The organism is Streptomyces sp. NBC_00572, assembly GCF_026341815.1.
Lineage (GTDB): Bacteria > Actinomycetota > Actinomycetes > Streptomycetales > Streptomycetaceae > Streptomyces.
The window spans coordinates 4,568,379-4,584,016 of the sequence record NZ_JAPENX010000001.1; the positions used below are offsets into that span (position 1 = coordinate 4,568,379).

At 70.1% G+C, this 15,638-nt stretch carries 13 protein-coding genes and 5 tRNA genes; 10 read left to right on the plus strand and 8 right to left on the minus strand.

Going from position 1 to position 15,638, the window contains the following annotated elements:
* The first annotated feature begins 12 nt into the window (after window positions 1-12).
* Window positions 13-216 carry an acyl-CoA carboxylase subunit epsilon gene (locus OG514_RS21215; protein WP_266897064.1) on the plus strand — a complete coding sequence of 68 codons (204 nt, stop codon included), beginning with the start codon at window positions 13-15 and terminating at the stop codon, window positions 214-216.
* 165 nt (window positions 217-381) lie between these two features.
* On the opposite strand, the gene OG514_RS21220 is transcribed toward OG514_RS21215, so the two are convergent.
* From OG514_RS21220 to OG514_RS21255, 8 genes are all read right to left on the minus strand, one after another.
* On the minus strand, window positions 382-963 hold the full coding sequence (locus OG514_RS21220; RefSeq protein ID WP_266897066.1) for an ATP/GTP-binding protein: 582 nt from the start codon (window positions 961-963) through the stop codon (window positions 382-384).
* Complete coding sequence (locus tag OG514_RS21225; RefSeq protein ID WP_266897068.1) at window positions 944-1,495, minus strand: DUF742 domain-containing protein; 552 nt, start codon at window positions 1,493-1,495, stop codon at window positions 944-946. Before OG514_RS21225 ends, OG514_RS21220 begins: the two co-directional genes overlap by 20 nt.
* Before the next feature lie 93 nt (window positions 1,496-1,588).
* Entirely contained in the window at window positions 1,589-2,002 is a 414-nt protein-coding gene (locus OG514_RS21230) for a roadblock/LC7 domain-containing protein (RefSeq protein ID WP_053725133.1), read from the minus strand.
* Between the two features lie 7 nt (window positions 2,003-2,009).
* Window positions 2,010-5,252: a nitrate- and nitrite sensing domain-containing protein gene (locus OG514_RS21235; RefSeq protein WP_266897070.1), complete on the minus strand. Its 3,243-nt coding sequence runs from the start codon at window positions 5,250-5,252 to the stop codon at window positions 2,010-2,012.
* 340 nt (window positions 5,253-5,592) lie between these two features.
* Window positions 5,593-6,174: an ATP/GTP-binding protein gene (locus OG514_RS21240; RefSeq protein WP_017235981.1), complete on the minus strand. Its 582-nt coding sequence runs from the start codon at window positions 6,172-6,174 to the stop codon at window positions 5,593-5,595.
* The gene (locus OG514_RS21245) at window positions 6,155-6,559 is read right to left on the minus strand and encodes a DUF742 domain-containing protein (protein WP_030206207.1); all 405 of its coding nucleotides are present in this window, start codon (window positions 6,557-6,559) and stop codon (window positions 6,155-6,157) included. Before OG514_RS21245 ends, OG514_RS21240 begins: the two co-directional genes overlap by 20 nt.
* Window positions 6,560-6,715: 156 nt before the next feature.
* A complete protein-coding gene (locus tag OG514_RS21250) occupies window positions 6,716-7,129 on the minus strand; it encodes a roadblock/LC7 domain-containing protein (RefSeq protein WP_030325548.1) in 414 nt (137 codons plus the stop codon).
* 9 nt (window positions 7,130-7,138) lie between these two features.
* A complete protein-coding gene (locus OG514_RS21255) occupies window positions 7,139-11,020 on the minus strand; it encodes a nitrate- and nitrite sensing domain-containing protein (RefSeq protein ID WP_266897078.1) in 3,882 nt (1,293 codons plus the stop codon).
* A gap of 569 nt (window positions 11,021-11,589) precedes the next feature.
* Here OG514_RS21255 and OG514_RS21260 point away from each other — a divergent pair.
* From OG514_RS21260 to OG514_RS21300, 9 genes are all read left to right on the plus strand, one after another.
* Complete coding sequence (locus OG514_RS21260; RefSeq protein ID WP_266897080.1) at window positions 11,590-11,790, plus strand: hypothetical protein; 201 nt, start codon at window positions 11,590-11,592, stop codon at window positions 11,788-11,790.
* 129 nt (window positions 11,791-11,919) lie between these two features.
* On the plus strand, window positions 11,920-12,714 hold the full coding sequence (locus OG514_RS21265) for a fumarylacetoacetate hydrolase family protein (RefSeq protein WP_266897082.1): 795 nt from the start codon (window positions 11,920-11,922) through the stop codon (window positions 12,712-12,714).
* Window positions 12,707-14,182: a glutamate--tRNA ligase gene (gene gltX, locus OG514_RS21270; protein WP_266897084.1), complete on the plus strand. Its 1,476-nt coding sequence runs from the start codon at window positions 12,707-12,709 to the stop codon at window positions 14,180-14,182. The genes OG514_RS21265 and gltX overlap by 8 nt, the downstream gene beginning before the upstream one ends.
* A 26-nt stretch (window positions 14,183-14,208) precedes the next feature.
* Window positions 14,209-14,931 (plus strand): HAD family hydrolase, encoded by a 723-nt coding sequence (locus OG514_RS21275; protein WP_266897086.1) that lies wholly within the window; start codon window positions 14,209-14,211, stop codon window positions 14,929-14,931.
* 92 nt (window positions 14,932-15,023) lie between these two features.
* Window positions 15,024-15,095, plus strand: a tRNA-Gln gene (locus tag OG514_RS21280).
* 42 nt (window positions 15,096-15,137) lie between these two features.
* A tRNA-Glu gene (locus tag OG514_RS21285) sits at window positions 15,138-15,210 on the plus strand.
* 84 nt (window positions 15,211-15,294) lie between these two features.
* Window positions 15,295-15,367, plus strand: a tRNA-Glu gene (locus tag OG514_RS21290).
* A 14-nt stretch (window positions 15,368-15,381) separates the two neighbouring features.
* Window positions 15,382-15,453: transfer RNA gene (locus OG514_RS21295), tRNA-Gln, on the plus strand.
* 39 nt (window positions 15,454-15,492) lie between these two features.
* Window positions 15,493-15,565 (plus strand) — tRNA-Glu (locus OG514_RS21300).
* Window positions 15,566-15,638: the final 73 nt, after the last annotated feature.

Genomic DNA, 15,638 nt, shown 5'->3' on the forward strand with positions numbered 1-15,638 from the left:
GGAGTCATCCACGTGACAACCCCTGCCAACCTTCTCCGTGTCGAGAAGGGCCTCGCCGACCCCGAGGAGCTGGCCGCCATCACGGCGGTGCTGCTCGCCCGCGCCGCCGCCCGGTCCGACGAGGACGCGACGACGGACCACCACGCCCGCACCACGGCCGGCTGGCGCCGACTGGAGCGCGAGCACGGCTTCCGCGCGCCGCACAGCTGGCGCTGATCGCACGATCGGCCCGAGGAGGGCCGGAACCCGGTATCACCGGGTTCCGGCCCTCCTTCGCGCTGTCAGGGCCCTGGCGGCGCCGCGAGGCCGCGCTCCGGACACGCCGAAGGCCGCGCTCCCCGGGGGGGAACGCGGCCTTCGGTACGAAACGCCGGGGGACAGCTACCGCAGGCGGGCCATGAGGGCGTGCTCGACGAGTGTGATGAGCGCGCTCTTGGCGTCCGCGCGGTGGCGGGCGTCCGTGGTGATGATGGGGGTGTCGGGGCCGATCTGGAGGGCCTCGCGGACCTCCTCGGGCTGGTACGGCTGGGCCCCGTCGAAGCCGTTGAGGGCGATGACGAACGGCAGTCCGCTGTTCTCGAAGTAGTCGACCGCGGGGAAGCAGTCGGCGAGACGGCGGGTGTCGACCAGGACGACGGCGCCGATGGCGCCGCGGACGAGGTCGTCCCACATGAACCAGAAGCGGTCCTGGCCCGGCGTACCGAAGAGGTACAGGATCAGGTCCTGGTCCAGCGTGATGCGGCCGAAGTCCATGGCGACAGTCGTCGTCGTCTTGTCGCCGGTGTGCGTGAGGTCGTCGATGCCCGCGGACGCGGACGTCATGACGGCCTCGGTACGCAGCGGGTTGATCTCCGAGACGGCGCCCACGAACGTGGTCTTGCCCACGCCGAAGCCACCCGCCACCACGATCTTCGCGCTGGTGGTTGAACGGGCCGCGCCGCCGCTAGAGCTTGCGAAGTCCACTGAGCACCCTTTCGAGCAGTGTCACGTCTGGCTGACCGCCGGCGGCTTCGTCGCCGCCCGGCTGGTGGATGGCGACAAGTCCGGCCTCTGCCAGGTCGGCGACGAGGATTCGGGCGACGCCGAGGGGGATGGAGAGAAGGGCCGAGATCTCCGCGACCGACTTGATCTCGAAGCACAGCCGGCAGATCCGTTGGTGCTCGGGCAACTGCCCCTGCAGCCGCGCCGGATCGGCCGTGGTGCTGACCAGCGCCTCGATGGCGAGCTGGTAGCGCGGCCGGGTCCGGCCGCCGGTCATCGCGTACGGACGCACCAGCGGGTTGTGCCCGCCCGAGCTGCTGGAACCGGCGGCGGAAGGAGCACGCGAGGAGCCCTGCGCACCCGCAGGCTGGGCGTGAGGCTGCCGGTAGGGCTGCGACACACCCTGTCTGCTCGGCGTGGAGGGAAAGTTGAACCGGTTCTGCGTGGTGTCGCCGAGCGGCGCCTGGTACGCGTCATAACCGTTGTAGGGGCTTGAGCCCGGTGGTGTTCCCACGTCTCCTCCTCCGACTGCCTCGCGGTCCATGTCCCTTGGAAACCGCGCCACCGCACCTTACGGGGCGGTGGCGCGAAACGCACTGTCTGTCTGTTAGTTGAGAAGACTTCCCTGAAGCTCCGCCCGGAGGTCAGGAGTCAGGACGCTGCCCGCGCGGTCCACGAGCAGAGCCATCTCGTAGCCCACGAGACCGATGTCGGCCTCCGGGTGGGCGAGGACGGCCAGCGAGGAGCCGTCCGAGACCGACATGATGAAGAGGAAGCCGCGCTCCATCTCCACCACGGTCTGATTGACCGCACCACCCTCGAAGATCCGGGACGCGCCCGCGGTCAGCGAGGTCAGTCCGGAGGCGACGGCCGCCAGCTGGTCGGCGCGGTCCCGGGGGAAACCCTCGGACATCGCCAGCAGGAGTCCGTCGGCGGAGACCACCACCGTGTGCGACACCCCGGGGGTGTTGTCCACGAAGTTGGTGATCAACCAGTTCAGATTCTGCGCCGCCTGGCTCATGCTCACACTAACGCTCCTGGTTGTAGGTACTGCCCGGGCCGAGGCCCGATCCGTTCGTGTCCGTTCCCGCGCTGCGTCCCTGCTGGACACCACGGCGCAGGTTGCTCAACCTGCCCCGTACGTCCTCGGGTGCGCGGGAGACCTGGGGGCCGCCCTGCGGGGTCTGCTCAGCCGTGCCCTCGACCAGGTTGGCCTTCGGGACCCGGCGGGGGAGACCGGACGAGGTGACCCCGCCCGCCTTCGGGTCCTTGAGCTTCCCGGCCCGCTGCCAGCGCTCGTCGTTGGTCGAGCGCCATTCGTCGGTGGCGGTGGCGTCGTTCTGCTGCTCCTGCGCCGGCTGCGCGGGCTTCACCTGCTGCGGTGCCTGCTGCTGCGGCGCCTGCTGGGTCGGCGAGGCGACGCTGCCGCGGCGCGGCAGTCCGGCGTCGGTCAGCGCGTGACCGGCGTCCGGGGCGGCACTGGGGGTCGGACCCGGACGGTCGAAGCCTACGCGGTCGGGGGCCTGTTCGGGAGCGCTCGGAGCAGATTCCGATTCCGCTCCGTACTGCTGCTGGTAGCCGCCCTGGTAAGCGCTCTGATCCTGCCAGTCTGCCTGGTGGGACTGGGGATCGAACGCATTGCCGTACTGCTGGTGTTCGGTTGCCGGGGTCTCGTACGAAGCTTCCGCATAGCCCTGCTGGGGGTACGCCTCGTAGCCCTGCTGCGGGTACGCGTAGCCGTCCTGCTGCTGCGCGAAGCCGCCCGCGTACTCCTGGCCGTACTCCTGCGTCCCCTGGGGCTGCTGCTGTCCGTAATCCTGCGCCGGGGCGTACTGCTCGGCCGGGTACTCCTGGGCCTGCTGCTGCCCGTACTCCTCCGGCTGCTCCGCCTCGTCGCGGAAGAGCGGCCGGTCGCCACCCTGCGCCTGGGCCTCCAGGGCGGCACGCCGCCCCTCGCGCTTCAGCGAGCGGTCGACCGGGTCGAGCTGGCGCTCCTCCTCGGCCGGCTGCTCGTAACGCGAGTCGTCGAAGCCGAGGTCGGCGGCGGTCAGCATCGGCTGCTGCTGCTGCGGTGCGCTCTCGAAGGCGCTCGGCTGCTGCTGCTGCTGCGGAATGATCTGCGAGACCGTGAAGTCGCCCTGGAGCGGCTGCTCGCCACCACCACCGTGGGTGATCGCGTCCGGCAGCATGACCAGCGAGGTCGTACCGGCCTGCTCGCCCGAGGGGCGCAGCTGGACCCGGACGCCGTGGCGGTCGGCGAGCCGGCCGACCACGAAGAGGCCCATGCGCTGCGAGACGGCGGCGTCGACGGTCGGCGGGTTGGCCAGCTTGTGGTTGATGTCCGCGAAGTCCTCGGCGGTGAGGCCGATGCCCTTGTCGTGGATCTCGACCATCACACGGCCGTCGGGGAGACGGGTCGCGGTGACGCGGACCTTGGTCTGGGGGGAGGAGAACGTGGTGGCGTTCTCCAGGAGCTCGGCGAGCAGGTGCACGAGGTCGGTCACGGCCTGGCCGTGGATCTCGGCCTCCGGGACGCCTGCCAGCTCGATGCGCTCGTACTGCTCCACCTCGGAGGAGGCGGCGCGCATGACGTCGACCAGCGGGACCGGCTGGTCCCAGCGGCGGCCGGGCTCCTCGCCCGCGAGGACGAGGAGGTTCTCGCCGTTGCGGCGCATACGGGTCGCGAGGTGGTCCAGGCGGAAGAGGTTCTCCAGCTGGTCCGGGTCGGCCTCGTTGTTCTCCAGGTCGGTGATGAGGGTCAGCTGGCCCTCGATCAGCGACTGGTTGCGGCGCGAGAGGTTGGTGAAGATCGCGTTGACGTTGCCACGGAGCATGGCCTGCTCGGCGGCGAGCCGGACGGCCTCGCGGTGGACCTGGTCGAAGGCGCGGGCGACCTCGCCGATCTCGTCCTGCGTGTCGATCGGGATCGGCTGGACGCGGGTGTCGACACGGCCCGGCTCGGTACGCGAGAGCTGGTCGACCAGCATCGGCAGGCGCTGCTCGGCGATGCCGAAGGCGGCGGTGCGCAGCTGCTGCATCGAGCGGCTCATCTGGCGGGCCATCATCCCGGCCAGGATGAAGGCGGCGAGCAGGGCGATGACGACGATGCCACCGATGACCCAGGCGTCGGTCTTGGCCTCGTCGGAGATCTTGATCGCCTCGGCCACGGCCTTGTCGACCAGGGCCTTCTCCACCTGGGAGTAGCCGTCGAACTTGGCGGTGGCGACGGCCATCCAGGTCTCGGCCGTGACGCCCTTGGACTTGAGCGCCGCGAGGGCCTCGGGGTCCTTGGCGGTGCCGATCGCGGTGGCGGAGCCGGAGTAGACGGAGCCGTCCTTGCCCTTGGGCAGGTCGACGCCGGCGGCCTGCATCTGCTTGGCGCCCTCGGCGGCCTTGCCCGCCATGACCTTCTTCAGCATCTCGACGTCCTCGGGCATACCACCGGAGGAGAACTCGCCGAGGGCGATCTGCTCCAGGTAGTTGTACGAGTTGAACGCCACGGACTGCTGGGCGAAGACGGCTTCGGTGCGGCTGGGCCGGACCAGGAGCTGGGTGCCGATGGAGCGCTGGAGCGACTCGGCGCCCTTGGCCAGCTGGATGGCGTAGACGCTACGGCCGTAGGCGGTGACGTTGCCGGTGCCGAGGCCGAGCTCGTTGGAGAACTCGGTGAGGTAGTGCTGGACGCCGGTGTACCCGAGCTGGGTGTTCACCGGGTCGAGGGAGCGGGTGTACGCGGCCTTGCGCAGCGCGTCGAGCTTCGGCTCCTCGTCCTTGAAGAGCCGGAGGCGGCGCTCGAGACCCTGGCCCGAGGGCAGGTTCTTGGCGGCCTCGTCGAACTTGATCCGGGCGGCGTCGGTCGCGGCGTACGCCCGCGTGACGTCGTCGCTCTTGCGGTCCTCGGCGGACTTGGCCGCGAGCAGCGGGCCCGCGGTGAGGTCCCGCTCGTTGAGGAGGGCGGTGCTGTACTCCGAGGCGGCGCGCACGATGAGCGCCGTCTTCTCGGCGTCCTGCGCCTCCTGCCAGGTGTCGATCGCTCCCTTGACCTGGAAGCCGCCCATGACGAGGCCGACCAGCACGGGTATGAGGAGGATCGCGTTCAGCCTGGTGGGCACGCGCCAGTTGCGGGGCGAAAGCTTGCTGGAGCTGCCCGGGGTGGCGACCACGGCGGGCTGCGTCACGGGCACGTCCGCGGGCGACATCACCGTCCGCGACGGCGGGGTGAAGTTGCCCCGTGTCTCCTGCTCCGCGGAGCTTTCCTTGCTGCGCCTCACTCGACCAACAACCTCTCGGCGTCGGCACCTACGTTGTGCCGGTGTTTCGTTCAGGGCCGTACTACTCGGGAGTTCATGAATTGCAGCACGTGAAGGGGGTCGGTTCCAAACAGTGGGCACTGGCGGCTTTCGCCGGTCCAGACCTCGTATAAAACGGGCATAAAGAGCGAGCCCCGCCAAATGGCGGGGCTCATGTGAGCGCAGTGACACCGATCGGATGCGTCGGGTGTCCGAGGCGCCCCAATTCTCTGTCGAAATGTTATGAACGCGCGGGCGGCCGTGTCGAAGGACACAGACCGCCCCTGGCGGTGGCATATGACAACCGCCCCGGTTGGTCCCGTTACTTGAGGCGGGCCATGAGGGCGTGCTCGACGAGCGTGATGAGCGCGCTCTTGGCGTCCGCGCGGTGGCGGGCGTCCGTGGTGATGATGGGGGTGTCGGGGCCGATCTGGAGGGCCTCGCGGACCTCCTCGGGCTGGTACGGCTGGGCCCCGTCGAAGCCGTTGAGGGCGATGACGAACGGCAGTCCGCTGTTCTCGAAGTAGTCGACCGCGGGGAAGCAGTCGGCGAGACGGCGGGTGTCGACCAGGACGACGGCGCCGATGGCGCCGCGGACCAGGTCGTCCCACATGAACCAGAAGCGGTCCTGGCCCGGCGTACCGAAGAGGTACAGGATCAGGTCCTGGTCCAGCGTGATGCGGCCGAAGTCCATGGCCACGGTCGTCGTCGTCTTGCCACCCGTGTGCGTGAGGTCGTCGATGCCCGCGGACGCGGACGTCATGACGGCCTCGGTACGCAGCGGGTTGATCTCCGAGACGGCGCCCACGAACGTGGTCTTGCCCACGCCGAAGCCACCCGCCACCACGATCTTCGCGCTGGTGGTTGAACGGGCCGCGCCGCCGCTAGAGCTTGCGAAGTCCACTGAGCACCCTTTCGAGCAGAGTCACGTCCGGCGTGCCGCCGGTCTCTCCGTTGCCCGGCTGGTGGATCGCCACCATGCCGGCCTCCGCCAGGTCGGCGACGAGGATGCGGGCGACACCGAGGGGCATCGACAGCAGAGCCGACACCTCGGCCACCGACTTGACCTCACGGCACAGGTGGCAGATCCGCTGGTGCTCCGGGAGGAGCGTGGCGAGGTGCGCCGGGTCGGCCGTGGTGCTGACCAGCGCCTCGATGGCGAGCTGGTAACGCGGCCGGGTCCGGCCGCCGGTCATCGCGTACGGACGCACCAGCGGCTGGTCGCCCTCATGTCCGTACTCGTCGACTGAATTGCCGTACGGATCGTGAGAGGCGGGGGGCGGGGTCATGAATCCTCCGGGCGTGACGGCAAACGATCTGCCGTCTGATGGGGCCGGTGGGGGGCCGGGTGGGGCGGCCGGACGGATAACGGTGCCAGGGCGGTACGGAGGGGCGTACCGCCCTGTCGGTCGGTGGTGCGGTGGGTTTTCCGTGAGGCAACCCGGCTAGTGGAGCAGGCTGCCCTGGAGCTCCGCGCGGAGATCCGGGGTGAGGACACTGCCGGCCCGGTCGACCAGCAGCGTCATCTCGTAGCCCACGAGGCCGATGTCGCACTCGGGGTGGGCGAGCACGGCCAGCGAGGAGCCGTCGGAGACCGACATGAGGAAGAGGAAGCCGCGCTCCATCTCCACCACGGTCTGCGCGACGGGACCCCCCTCGAAGATCCGGGACGCACCCGCGGTCAGCGAGGTCAGTCCGGACGCGACCGCCGCCAGCTGGTCGGCACGGTCGCGGGGGAATCCTTCGGACATGGCCAGCAGGAGTCCGTCGGCGGAGACCACCACCGTGTGGGACACCCCAGGGGTGTTGTCCACGAAGTTGGTGATCAACCAGTTCAGATTCTGCGCCGCCTGGCTCATCGCGTTCAACTAACGCTCCTGCTGATGGTTCGGACCGAGGTGGTGATTACCCGTGGTCGAGTTACCTGCCTGACGGCCCTGCTGGATGCCGCGGCGCAGATTGGTCAGCCGGCCGCGGACGTCGTCGGGTGCACGCGAGACCTGGGGGCCGGCGGTGTGCGCCTGCTCCTGAGCGGTCCCGGGTACGAGGTTGGCCTTCGGCACTCGCCGGGGAAGACCAGAGGTGGTGACACCGCCGGCCGCGGGCTTGCGCACCCGCTCGGCCTGGCGCACCAGCTCGTCGTTGGGCGAGGTCCGCCAGGCGGCCCCGCCGTTCTGGCGGCCGTCGGCCGGGTCACCGGCCGGACGCTGAGCCGGAGCGGACGGCTGCGACACGACCGGGGTCTGCGTCGTCTGCTGTGCCTGCTCCTGCGCCTGCTCCTGGTTGAACCAGTTGGTCTCCAGCGTGTCGTACAGGGGGGTACGACCGTCGCCGGCACCGGCCGGCGGCAGGGCCTCCGGACGGCGCGGCTGCTGGAGCTGCGGCTGACGCGGCTCGGCGCCCTGGCGCGGAGCGCCGAAGTCGCCACTGCCACCACCGGTGCGCTGACGCGGGGCCGGCGGCTGCGGGGCCTGCTGCTGTGCCTGCGGTACGAAGGGCTGCCGGCCGAACTGCTGCTGCTGGCCGCCCTGGTACGCCTGCTGGTTCTGGCCCTGCTGCTGGCCCTGCTGCGGGGCGTACTGGTTCTGGCCCTGCGGCTGCTGCTGCGGGGCACCGAAGTCGGGCCGCGCGAACTGGCCGGTGGAACCGGGACCCTGGGGGGCACCGAAGTCCGGGCGCGGGAACTGCGCCGTCGAGGCCGGGTCCTGGACCCCGCCCTGGTACACCTGCGGGGCCTGCTGCGGGCGACCCTGCGACTGTCCCCCTGGGCCCTGCGGCCCGGGAGGTGCCCCCAGCGGGGCACCGAAGTCGGGGCGCGGGAACTGGCCCGTGGAGCCGGGGCCCTGGGGGGCCGACGGCGCCGCGAACCGGCCCGACGTCTCCGGGTCCTCGTGACCGCGCGGGGCGTCCAGCGGGGACATCTCCTGCTGCGGGCGCCGGACCGGCTGCTGCGCCTGGTCGTTGCCCCAGCTCGCGGCCTGCGGGCGCTGCGGCTGGGGGTTGCCCCCCGGCAGCTCGGCGCGCGGGAACTCGTACCCACCGGTCTGGTCGGCCCCCGGGGCCTGGCCCTGCGGAGCGTGCTGCGGCGCGCCGGGTCCGGCCTGCGGGCTGCCCTGGCTGCCCCACACGTCCGTGCGGGAGGGGATGGCGCTCGCGGCGCCGCCGATGAGACCGCCACCGGGGCCCGGCCGCTGCGGGTCGTTGTTCCCGGGGGCCTGAGGGGCCTGCGGGGTCTGGGGGATCTGCGGCAGCTGACCGGTCCGGTCCAGCTGCGCGTTCTGCGGCTGCGGGGTCCGGGACTGCGGGGCGCCCTGCGGGCCACCCGTGAGCGGGGCACCGTCACGGGCGGGCAGCGCGGCCCGGGGGCCGCTCGTACCGACCTGACCGCGCGGCGCACCGGTGCCGAGGCGACCGGCCGCCGAGGACGGCGCACCGCCCTGGCCCGGACGTCCGCCGGCGGGGCCACCGGCCGCGCCGGGACCGGCGGGAAGGCGGCCGCCCGGGGCGGAGGCGCCGGGCGGCATGGCGCCCTGGCCACCGCCACCCTGCTTGGGCATCGGCTTCTTGTTTCCCTGGGCGACGTCGACCGGCAGCATGACGAGCGCGGTGGTACCGCCCGAGTCGGACGGACGCAGCTGGATGCGGATGCCGTGTCGCAGGGACAGACGGCCGACCACGAAGAGGCCCATGCGGCGGGAGACCGAGACGTCCACGGTGGGCGGCGAGGCGAGCCGCTCGTTGATCGCGGCGAGGTCCTCGGGGGAGAGGCCGATGCCGGTGTCGTGGATCTCGACGAGCACCCGGCCGTCGGGCAGCGCGTGACCGGTGACCCGGACCTTGGTCTGCGGCGAGGAGAACGAGGTGGCGTTCTCGAGCAGCTCGGCGAGGAGGTGGACGAGGTCGTTGACGACCCGGCCGGCGACCTCGGTCGCGGGGACCGAGGCCAGTTCGATGCGCTCGTACTGCTCCACCTCGGAGGCGGCGGCACGGAGCACGTCGACCAGCGGGACCGGGCGGGTCCAGCGGCGGCCCGGCTCCTCACCGGCGAGGACGAGGAGGTTCTCACCGTTACGGCGCATGCGCGTCGCGAGGTGGTCGAGCTTGAAGAGCGAGGACAGCTGGTCCGGGTCGGCCTCGCGCGACTCCAGTTCGGAGATGAGCGAGAGCTGACGCTGGATGAGGCCCTGAGAACGGCGCGAGAGGTTGGTGAACATCGCGTTGACGTTGCCCCGGAGGAGGGCCTGCTCGGCGGCGAGACGCACGGCCTCGCGGTGCACGTCGTCGAAGGCCGCGGCCACCTGGCCGATCTCGTCCCGGGAGTGCACACCGACGGACTCGACGGAGGTGTCGACGTCCTGCGGGTCGGACTCGGAGAGCTGCTTGACCAGCTCGGGCAGGCGTTCCTGGGCGACCTTGGTCGCGGTGTCCTGGAGCCGGCGCAGCGAGCGGATCATGGACCGGGCCACGACGAAGGCGCCGATGAGCGAGACACCGAGGACGAGGAGGATCAGCGCACCGTTGACGATGGCGTCCCGCTGCGACTCCTGGCGGAGTTCACGGGCCATGGTCTCCATGTCACCGAGCAGCTCGCGCTCGATGCGGTTCATGGCGGTGATCTTGGTGCCGTACTCGTCGGTGAAGTTCAGGTGACCGCGCTTGGGGCCGCCCGGCATCGTGGCGTCGGAGTTGAGGACGCGCTCGGCGTACTTCTCGGCGGCGGTGATCGACGGGTTGCCGGTGTTCAGGGAGGCGGTCCGCTCGGTGGCGTCACCGCCGGCCGACTCGTAGATCGCCTGGAAGGACTTGAGCTCGACGCCCTCGGAGTTGAGCGCGGCCTCGGCGTAGAGACGGTCACCCGGCTGGATCCTGCCGGAGGTCCGGTCGCTCGGGGGCAGCGCCGCCGCGATGATCGCCTGCTGGATGGAGGCGTACTCCTTGGCGGACGAGAACGCGGCGAGCGCTCGGGTCCGCTTGATCATCTCGGGGTTGCTGGTCGCCTGTGCCATGTCCTGGGACAGACCGAGCAGCGAGCGGATGAGGCGGCTGTACGCCTCGACCGTCACCGAGTGGGAGACGCCCTTCTCATAGGCGTTCCGCCGGATCGTGTGGAGCTGGCTGACCTGCGAGGCGATCTGGTTGACGTTCTGCCGGATGCTGCGCAGCGCCTCGTCGCCCTCGGTGGCCGGGACGTCCTCGGTGGCCTGGAGGAAGGCCTTGTACTCAAGGTCCGTCCTGCGGCGCGGGTTGGCGACCTGGTAGTCGCTGACCGGGCGGCCGTTGGCCAGCGGACCCGCGGACAGGTCGCGCTCGGACTGCAGGGCCTGCGCGAGGTCGGTCGCCTCACGGGTCAGCTTGGTGAGCAGCTGCATGTGGTCGAGCTGCTCCATGTCCTGGAGCGACTCGCTGATGCGGATGCCGCCCAGGGTGGTCGCGGCGACCACGGGGAGGGTGAGGAGCGCGACCAGGCGCGTGGAGATGCGCCAGTTGCGCAGGGCTATTCGGGGGCCGACCTCGTTCTCGGCCTTGGGCTTGGGGGGTGCGTCGGACGGCTCGGCGGAAGCGGCCGCGGCGCTCGTGCGCCTGCCGCCGTCACCACCCTCGCCGGACGGTCCCTGACCCTGGTTCGGGGTGCGCGAGGCCGAGGGACCGCGGTCGGTCCCGGCACGCGGTTCCTGCTCCGCCGGAGTATCCGCTCGGCCCTGGCGGGCCTGGGGAGACCCCGAGCCATCCCTCTTGAAACGTCCCTGCACTAGCGTCGCAACCTCTGGACCAGGCGTCCTTCCGGATGAACGGAGAGGACGGTGTCGGCGTCAATCGGGGTGCGGAGAGCACCCCAGGTGGTCGTCGGTGACCGGCGCAGTTCCCCCTTCCCCGCCACATGGCCGACGCTGCGTTGCGCCTCCTGCGTGTCGGCTTGAAACCCGCGGCGGTGCGTGGAATTCCAGCACAGTGCCGGATCTCCAACAAGGGCCGCGTGTCGCGCCGGGAGGGTCATGACAACCCGTGCGCACAACGTCACCGCACGTAGAACATGATCACGGAGGATTCGGACTTTTCCTCTCCAATGGCTGCGCGTACCCGTGTGTCCCAGTCGCCATGATCAGGAGCGGAATAGAGCATTCAGTGGCGGAATGTCCCTTTCCGTGGCGACAGGCGACAGTCCGTAATGCCCGGTATATGTCACCAGTGGTGAGCAAACTCACACGATGATCGATGTCTTAGCCATGCATTCGAAGGGAATCGCATGTTTAGCCTGACGCTTTACACCCCCTCGCGCCCGAACGCGGCGCCCGTTCCGGAACAAGGTCAGATCACCGCGATGAAGACGACGCCCGGCTCCACGGCCAACCCCCGCCGTTCCACCCTCGTCCACCTCTCGGACGCCGCAGACCTCGGCCGGGTCGCCCTGCCCGAGTACGCGGCCGAGCTGCCGGCGAAGACGGCCAACCCGCGCCGCACCGTCCTCATGCAGCCCCCGGCCCCGTACCAGCCCCAGCCGTACGCCTCCGCGTCCCGCTGACCCCGTCCCGGGACCCACCCGCGTCATCCTTGTCACGAGCCCGGCGCCAACGCCGGTCGGCCGCCCCCGCGCCGCGTTAGCCTGGAGCGTCAGACTCCAGCCAGCATCAAGTGAGGGGCGAAAGCACTCGTGCGCATCGCCAGATTCTCCATCGACGGCAATGTGGCCTTCGGCGCCGTCGAGGGCGAGGGAACCGTCGAGTCCGGCGGCCTCGTCCTCGACATCATCAAGGGCATCCCGTACACCGACTTCGAGCTCAGCGGCACCAAGGTCCCGCTGAGCAAGGTACGGCTCCTGCCGCCCGTGCTCCCCAACAAGGTCGTGGCCATCGGCCGCAACTACGCGGAGCACGCCGCCGAACTCGGCAACGAGGTCCCCGACGTCCCCGTCGCCTTCTTCAAGCCCACCACCTCGGTGATCGGCCCCGGCGACGCCATCGAGTACCCCTCCTTCTCCAACGAGCTGCACCACGAGGCCGAGCTGGCCGTGGTCATCGGCCGCATGTGCCGCGAGGTGCCCCGCGAGCGCGTGAAGGACGTCATCTTCGGCTACACCTGCGCCAATGACGTCACCGCCCGCGACGCCCAGCAGCGCGAGAAGCAGTGGGCCCGGGCCAAGGGCTTCGACACCTCCTGTCCCCTGGGGCCCTGGGTGGAGACCGGCTTGACCACGGCTGCCGCGAGCGACCTGACCATCCAGGCGACGGTCAACGGCGAACAGCGCCAGCTGGGTCGTACGAGCGACATGATCCGCTCCATCGAGGACCTGGTCGTCCACATCACCGAGGCCATGACGCTGCTCCCCGGCGACGTCATCCTCACCGGCACTCCCGCCGGGGTCGGCCCCCTCAACGTCGGCGACGAGGTCGCCGTCACCATCGAAGGCATCGGCACTCTCACCAATAAGGTGATCAAGCGTGGCTAACGCGAACATCCGCGTCCGTTTCTGTCCCTCGCCGACCGGCAACCCCCACGTGGGTCTGGTCCGCACCGCTCTCTTCAACTGGGCCTTCGCCCGGCACAACGAGGGCACCATGGTCTTCCGCATCGAGGACACCGACGCCGCTCGCGACTCCGAGGAGTCGTACGACCAGCTGCTCGACTCCCTGAAGTGGCTCGGCCTCGACTGGGACGAGGGCCCGGAGATCGGCGGCCCGCACGCCCCGTACCGGCAGTCGCAGCGGATGGACATCTACAAGGACGTCGCCGACAAGCTGCTCGCCGGCGGGTACGCGTACCCCTGCTACTGCACCACCGAGGAGCTCGACGAGCGCCGCGCCGCCGCCCGCGCCGCCGGCCGCCCCTCCGGCTACGACGGCCACTGCCGCGACCTCACCGACGAGCAGAAGGCCGCGTACGAGGCCGAGGGCCGCGCGTCGATCGTCCGCTTCCGGATGCCCGACGCCCCGATCACCTTCACCGACCTGGTCCGCGGCGAGCTCACCTTCACCCCGGAGAACGTGCCGGACTACGGCATCCTCCGGGCCAACGGCGCCCCGCTGTACACCCTGGTCAACCCGGTCGACGACGCCCTGATGGAGATCACCCACGTCCTGCGCGGCGAGGACCTGCTCTCCTCCACCCCCCGCCAGGTCGCGCTCTACAAGGCGCTGATCGAGCTGGGCGTCGCCAAGGAGATCCCCTCCTTCGGACACCTGCCGTACGTGATGGGCGAGGGCAACAAGAAGCTCTCCAAGCGCGACCCGGAGGCCTCCCTCAACCTCTACCGGGAGCGCGGCTTCCTCCCCGAGGGCCTGCTGAACTACCTGTCGCTCCTCGGCTGGTCCTTCTCTGCCGACCAGGACATCTTCACCATCCCCGAGATGGTGGCGAAGTTCGACATCGCCGACGTCAACGCCAACCCGGCGCGCTTCGACCTCAAGAAGGCCGAGTCGATCAACGCCGACCACATCCGCATGCTGGACGTGAAGGCCTTCGCCGAGGCCTGTGAGCCCTGGCTGCGGGCCCCCTTCGCCAACTGGGCGCCCGAGGAGTTCGACCGGACCGCCTGGGAGGCCATCGCGCCGCACGCCCAGACCCGTGTCACCGTCCTCTCGGACATCACGGCCAACGTGGACTTCCTCTTCCTGTCCGAGCCGGTCTTCGACCAGCCCTCGTGGGACAAGGCGATGAAGGGCGAGCCCGCGGCGCTCCTCACCACCGCCCGCGAGAAGCTCGAAGGCGCGGACTGGAGCGACCCCGAGTCGCTCAAGAACGCGGTCCTGGCCGCCGGCGAGGCCCACGGCCTCAAGCTCGGCAAGGCCCAGGCCCCGGTCCGCGTCGCGGTCACCGGCCGCACGGTCGGCCTGCCCCTCTTCGAGTCCCTGGAGATCCTGGGCAAGGAGAAGACCCTGACCCGCATCGACGCGGCTCTGGCGAAGCTCGCCGCCTGACCCCTTCCGGGCGGTACGGTCGTTCCATGACCATCCGCGCGGTGCTGTGGGACGTCGACGACACGATCTTCGACTACGCCCGCGCCGACCACGTCGGCATGAGCGCGCACCTGACGGCCGAGGGTCTGGTGGACGGATTCGACTCCGTCCACCAGGCCCTCCGTCGTTGGCGGGAGCTGACCGCGCTCCACTGGCGCCGTTTCGAGGCCGGCGGGGTCGACTTCCAGGAGCAGCGGCGGGAGCGGGTGCGGGACTTCCTCGCGGAGCCTTCGCTCACCACCGCCGAGGCCGATCGCTGGTTCGAGCGGTACGTCTCCCATTACGAGGCGGCCTGGGAACTCTTCCCCGACGCCGTCCCCGTGCTGGACCTTCTGGCCGATGACTATCGTCACGGGATTCTGTCCAACTCCAGCCTCCACAACCAGGAGCGCAAGCTCCGGGTCCTGGGCGTACGGGACCGCTTCGAGGCCGTCCTCTGCGCCGCGGAGCTCGGGGTGGCCAAACCGGCCCCGGAGGCCTTCCACGCCGCCTGCACTGCTCTTGACCTGCGGCCCCGCGAGGTCGCGTACGTGGGGGACCAGCCGGACATCGACGCCCGGGGCGCGATGGAGGCGGGGCTGCGGGGCATCTGGCTGGACCGCGCGGGCAGCGGCGGCAGGCCCGAGCTGAACCGGATCACGGACCTCCGCCAGCTCCCGGCCCTGCTCGGAGGGCATACCCGTTTTGGAGCACCGTCCACCTTCGGGTAATGTTCTTTCTGCGCCGAGGGGAACAAGCCGAAAGGCAAGAACCCGAAAAGCGCAAGCCGAGCAAGATCCCCCTGGTGGGGACGTTGTTCCGGTGGCCTATGGTGTAATTGGCAGCACGACGGTTTCTGGTTCCGTTAGTCTTGGTTCGAGTCCAGGTAGGCCAGCTCGCAGAGCTCATCTGCAACCCGTGGATAGGCATCCACAAAGCCCCCGTTGTGTAGCGGCCTAGCACGCCGCCCTCTCAAGGCGGTAGCGCCGGTTCGAATCCGGTCGGGGGTACTGATCCATCCTGTAGGTCACTTGGGTAGCTCCCGGTGGATCTACGGTGACATCACCCGGTTCCGACCGGGTGGGATCGCTAGGGCCCCCGTTGTGTAGCGGCCTAGCACGCCGCCCTCTCAAGGCGGTAGCGCCGGTTCGAATCCGGTCGGGGGTACGGTGTAACCACCATGGCCTATGGTGTAATTGGCAACACTACGGTTTCTGGTACCGTCATTCTTGGTTCGAGTCCAGGTAGGCCAGCTCGCAGAGCTCATCTGCACCGCGGATCTGATCCGCAAGGCCCCCGTTGTGTAGCGGCCTAGCACGCCGCCCTCTCAAGGCGGTAGCGCCGGTTCGAATCCGGTCGGGGGTACAGAACGAAGAAGCCCTTCCCTTCGGGGGAGGGCTTCTTCGCTGTTCGGCGCGGGCCCGTCATTGACCGGAAA